Origin of the sequence: Ruegeria sp. HKCCD8929 (assembly GCF_013031405.1) — a bacterium.
GTDB lineage: Bacteria > Pseudomonadota > Alphaproteobacteria > Rhodobacterales > Rhodobacteraceae > Ruegeria.
Map to the genome: position 1 here is coordinate 1 of NZ_WPZY01000092.1, position 4,532 is coordinate 4,532.

Below are 4,532 nucleotides of genomic sequence, written 5' to 3' on the forward strand. Positions count from 1 at the left end.
GTTTATGGGCATCGGCTTATCCTGCTGTATCTCGAGCTTTTGGTTCGTTTGGTCGTGATCCCGACACAAAACCGGAACTTCAAAGAAAAAGGTCGGTCAGCGAACGGCTCCACCTTATTAATCCGGTTTGGTTGCTAATGCATGACAAATCTATGGTCCACTGGGAAAAAGCGGGAAATTACCACACTACAAAATTGTAAGTCGGGCACTTAGGGGTCGATTGCCGGAGGGGGCAGAATCCTACGCTAAGCCCGATTTTGGCTGTTTTTGGCGTGCGTAGCCGCGTTTCCTGCTATGATTGACCGCATGGAGATCGACACAGACCGCATTGACGAAGTTGTTTTGGGGCTATTGTGGCTGACGCTGCATGATGATCGACGGGCCTGGAAAGGCCATGACTGGGATGTGATGAACCGATTGTATGAACGGGGCATGATCTACGATCCCGTCAACAAGGCCAAATCGGTTGTCCTGACGGATGAGGGTTTGGCAAAGGCGGAAGAATTGTTTCGCGCCTTGTTTGCAAAATCGGACGAGAAAGCAGGTTGACCATATGCTGCCCGGAGGCGTTGCTATCGCCATCTGTATTCACCGGTGAGCAGAATATGGGCCCAACCTAACGGTGAGATATGCACCAGGAGATCGGGCGAACAATCCAACCCGGCCCTTTGCCGCTGTGTGACGGCATGGCCGAGATACTTCGTATTCCAGTAAATGATGATGGCAGCCAGCAAGTTCAGCCCGGCCATGCGGTAGTGCTGGGCCTCGGCGGTGCGATCCCGAATCTCACCTTGGCGGCCGATCCGCAGCGCATTTTTCAAAGCGTGATGCGCCTCACCTTTATTCAACCCGATTTGTGCGCGGCGCTGCATATCCGCATCGAGCAGCCATTCAATGATGAACAATGTCCGTTCGATCCGGCCAATCTCTCGCAGGGCGTGGGCAAGTTCATGTTGTCGGGGGTAAGAGGCAAACTTCTTCAGCAACTGGCTGGGTGGCATGATGCCAGCCGCCATGGTTGCGACAGCCCGCAGGATGTCCGGCCAGTTTTCAGCAATCAACCGCTCCTTGATCTTGCCTGCGACCATACCCCGTAGCTCTTTCGGGGTGCCTGCTGGATCAAACGCATAGAGTCGTTTTGAAGGTAGGTCCCGGATGCGCGGAATAAATCGATAGGACAATAGCGCCGTGACGGCAAAGACAAGATCAGTGAAGCCACCGGTATCGGCATATTGCTCTTTGATTTTCGTTCCGGCCTTGTTCATCAGAAGGCCGTCCAGAATGTACGGTGCCTCGCTCACAGTCGCCGGGATGTTCTGGGTTGCGAACGGGCCGAACTGATCTGACACATGGGTATAAGCCTTTAGCCCCGGCTCGGATCCATATTTGGGGTTGATCAGATTCATTGCTTCGCCGTGCCGGGTGGTCGGGAAAAACTGTCCGTCGCTGGATGATAACTCGAGTGTAGGTGCCTATTGCCCCAAGGGAATAATCGGTTAGACAAAATCAGCTAGCAAACCCAAGAACGGATGCGAAGGCGCAATAGAAGGTCAAATTGCGCCTTTGCACACGCCGGCGATCAACCGATTGAAGCTCCATCATCTCGACGAATTGCCACAATTGCGCTCCGTGGTGTCTTGTCTCCGCCATCTGGCCAGCTTGAATCGCCCCGTTCGCCCGGGTGCTGAACACCCACAAAGACCGTTCTGCGATCAGCGGACCACGCGATACCGGTAATTTCAGCCTGCTTCGGACCAACAAGGAACCTTCGGATTTCACCGGTCACCGGGTCGCCGATCAGCATCTGGTTGTTCCCTTGACCCGCGAAGTCCTCCTCATTGGAGTAGTTGCCGTCGGTCTGGATCCAGATCAGCCCTTTGTTGTCGAACGACAGGCCATCTGGCGAATTGAACATATTGCCCTCCGTCACGTTGTGAGATCCGCCGTTGGCATCCTCATGAACGGTTGGGTTGCCCGCCATTACAAAAAGGTCCCACTTGAACGAATCCGCCGTGTGATCGCCGGCCCCCGGCCACCAACGCACGATTTGACCGTACTTGTTGGCCTCGCGCGGGTTCGGGCCGCCAACAGGCGTTGCATCACCACCGGCATTTGGCTTCACTCCGCGGTTCTTGTTGTTGGTCAGCGCACAGTACACTTCGGCCTTCAGGGGATTGGCTGCCACCCACTCGGGGCGGTCCATGGTCGTTGCTCCAACCTTAGACGCGGCCATTCGCGTGAACATGCAAATCTCGGCCTGATCCATTCCGGTTGTCTCGGGCGTCAAGGCCAACCACTTCCCTGTGCCGTCAGCAAAGAACTTGGCTGCGTAGATTGTGCCGTTTTCCATAAGATCGTCAGTATTTCCGCCTTCGGCATAATAGCCATCGGAAACGTAGCGGTAGAGGAACTCGCCGCGTTCATCATCGCCCATGTAGATCGCAATTCGACCGTCGGCGTTGACGACCACTTCCGCGTTCTCGTGCTTACAACGGCCAAGCGCTGTGCGTTTCTTCGGAACTGAGCTCGGATCGTAAGGATCAACTTCGGTTACATAGCCATGACGGTTGCACTCGTTGGGGTCCTTCGCGACGTCGAAACGTTCATCGACTTTCCACCAACCGTACCCGCGATCCTTGCCGCTGACACCATAACGCTTTTTGGCGTCGTCCTGGACATAGCCTTCCGCGTCGGTCGTACCAAAATAGCCATTGAAGTTCTCTTCACAGGCCAGGTAGGTGCCCCACGGCGTTCGACCGTTGCCGCAGTTGTTGAACGTACCCAGTACCGTCACACCTTCGGGGTCAGCATTGGTTTTCATCAGATCATGGCCGCGCGCAGGACCGGTGATATCCATCGGTTCATCTGGCGTGAAACGTCTGTTGTAGGGCGAATCCTTGACGATCTGCCACTTCCCATCGACTTCCTTGATTTCCGCTGCCGTAAGACCGTGCGCATTTTTGCCCTTGTTGATGTCGTCGTCAGAGGCATACTTTCCATCGGGATTATTCCCCCACATGACAGACCTATTGGTGTATTCGTTGTTTACGACCAGAACTTGATGACCGTCCTTGTCTGTAAAAAGCGACATGCCATCATTGTTGTCCCCAAACGCGCGGGCCTGGCTGGCAGCAGTGCCGCGTGTTGCGTGGTCGAATTCGGGAGCATCCGAGAACAGGGGGTCTCCCCAACGGGCCGCGACGTGCCAATTGTAGCCGTCTGGGACAATGACGGTGTCTTCGGTGCTTGCGGCGACGGCTTGGAAGCCAAACCGGTTATCACTGGCATTAGCCGAGACGGGTGTCAGCGCGGTAGTGGCCGCCCCGATTGTCGCGACACCGCCAAAGGCCAGTACACCGCCCATGAACCCTCTACGTGACAGGGCTTCTTCAACAACGGCGTCAAAGTCGTTGCTTTCCGGTCTTGGGTTTATTGCCTCATCGAAATCGTCGAATGACAAGTTTTCCAGTTCTTCAGTAGATAGTCTTGGATTGGTATCCATAGTCATCTTGGAACTCCCTATCTGAACCGCGCTGAGAATTGTGGCGCGGAAGATTGAATTCTGTCACCGTGGCTACAAAATCGTCAAGACAGCCAATTCCGAGGTCATCTGGAACTCTTTCTGCCAGCAACTCCCAAAAAACGGCGCTTCATTCATTGTCTATTTCTGATTGAGCGCTTCGGGAAAATGCCCGGCGGGCATCAGCGCATAGCAGCCAAAAAGTCATGTTCTAAAACGTGTGATTGCTTTCGTTCGACGTGAAGCACGGCTTTCAGTTGGCCACATCATGCCGACGATCGCGATCCTGTGCCCTCCCCTGGATCCCACAGCCAAACGGCGAGTTTCCGCCTGTCAGCTCAGCGAATTTGCGCTCCGATCAGCGTCTTTCTCGCGTTTACGTTGAATGTAAGACAGTGGTCACGTCACAACTGGTCCACAGATGTAAGAGCGCGAAAGATATCTTCCATGCACCAAGGCACATCCATCACCCGGCAAAATGCCGATATCGTCATCGACTGGAGTTGGGGGCAACATCTGATCGCCACAGATTTCGACCCTCATCAGAGCACTATCTATATCGGCTGGATCGGCGCTGACGCGCTGCAGATTACGGAAACGCCGCAATGCGTGGTCATTTCAGTGCCAGGGAACAACCAGTCCACAACACTGCAGGGTGTGACACTTGACCAACTTAGCCCCGAAAACTTCAAGATCAGCGATTCCGGGGCAGAGGCAGAGGTCTTTGCGCTTCTAGATGGCACCACTGACGACAGTCATGATGGGCATGACAGACATGATGGGCACACAGACGGCGGTATAAATCCCACCCCTGATCCGACGGATCCTGAATCTCCCAATGATAGCGGCGGGACCACCTATGTGGCCAATGTGAGCGGCGCCAACATTTTTGGCTTCGACCCTGCGACTGACGACATTGATTTCGGGTTTAATTCCGTCCACAGCCTGATCGTTACCAAAACCGCATCGGGATACGTTGCCATTGACAGTCCGTGGAGTGCGGCGCAACAGA

General features: G+C 54.6%; 4 protein-coding genes and 1 pseudogene. 3 read left to right on the plus strand and 2 right to left on the minus strand.

The features are described from left to right. The coding region (locus GOX53_RS29685; RefSeq protein WP_217351988.1) for a hypothetical protein at positions 1-200 on the plus strand (200 nt) is incomplete at its 5' end. Between the two features lie 106 nt (positions 201-306). After that, a complete protein-coding gene (locus GOX53_RS28770) occupies positions 307-549 on the plus strand; it encodes a DUF6429 family protein (protein ID WP_171182308.1) in 243 nt (80 codons plus the stop codon). Between the two features lie 23 nt (positions 550-572). Here the strand turns inward: GOX53_RS28770 and GOX53_RS28775 are convergent. After that, positions 573-1,460, minus strand: a pseudogene (locus GOX53_RS28775) (Tn3 family transposase); the annotation flags it as partial. A 119-nt stretch (positions 1,461-1,579) separates the two neighbouring features. Next, entirely contained in the window at positions 1,580-3,508 is a 1,929-nt protein-coding gene (locus GOX53_RS28780) for a PhoX family phosphatase (RefSeq protein WP_171182309.1), read from the minus strand. 459 nt (positions 3,509-3,967) lie between these two features. Between GOX53_RS28780 and GOX53_RS28785 the strand changes: the two genes are divergently transcribed. Continuing rightward, on the plus strand, positions 3,968-4,532 hold a 565-nt coding region (locus GOX53_RS28785), incomplete at its 3' end, for a hypothetical protein (protein WP_217351989.1).

Excerpts from the sequence above, each read along its gene's own strand:
- GOX53_RS28780 (WP_171182309.1), bottom strand. The coding sequence starts at position 3,508 with ATGACTATGGATACCAATCCAAGACTATCTACTGAAGAACTGGAAAAC.
- GOX53_RS28770 (WP_171182308.1), top strand. The coding sequence starts at position 307 with ATGGAGATCGACACAGACCGCATTGACGAAGTTGTTTTGGGGCTATTG.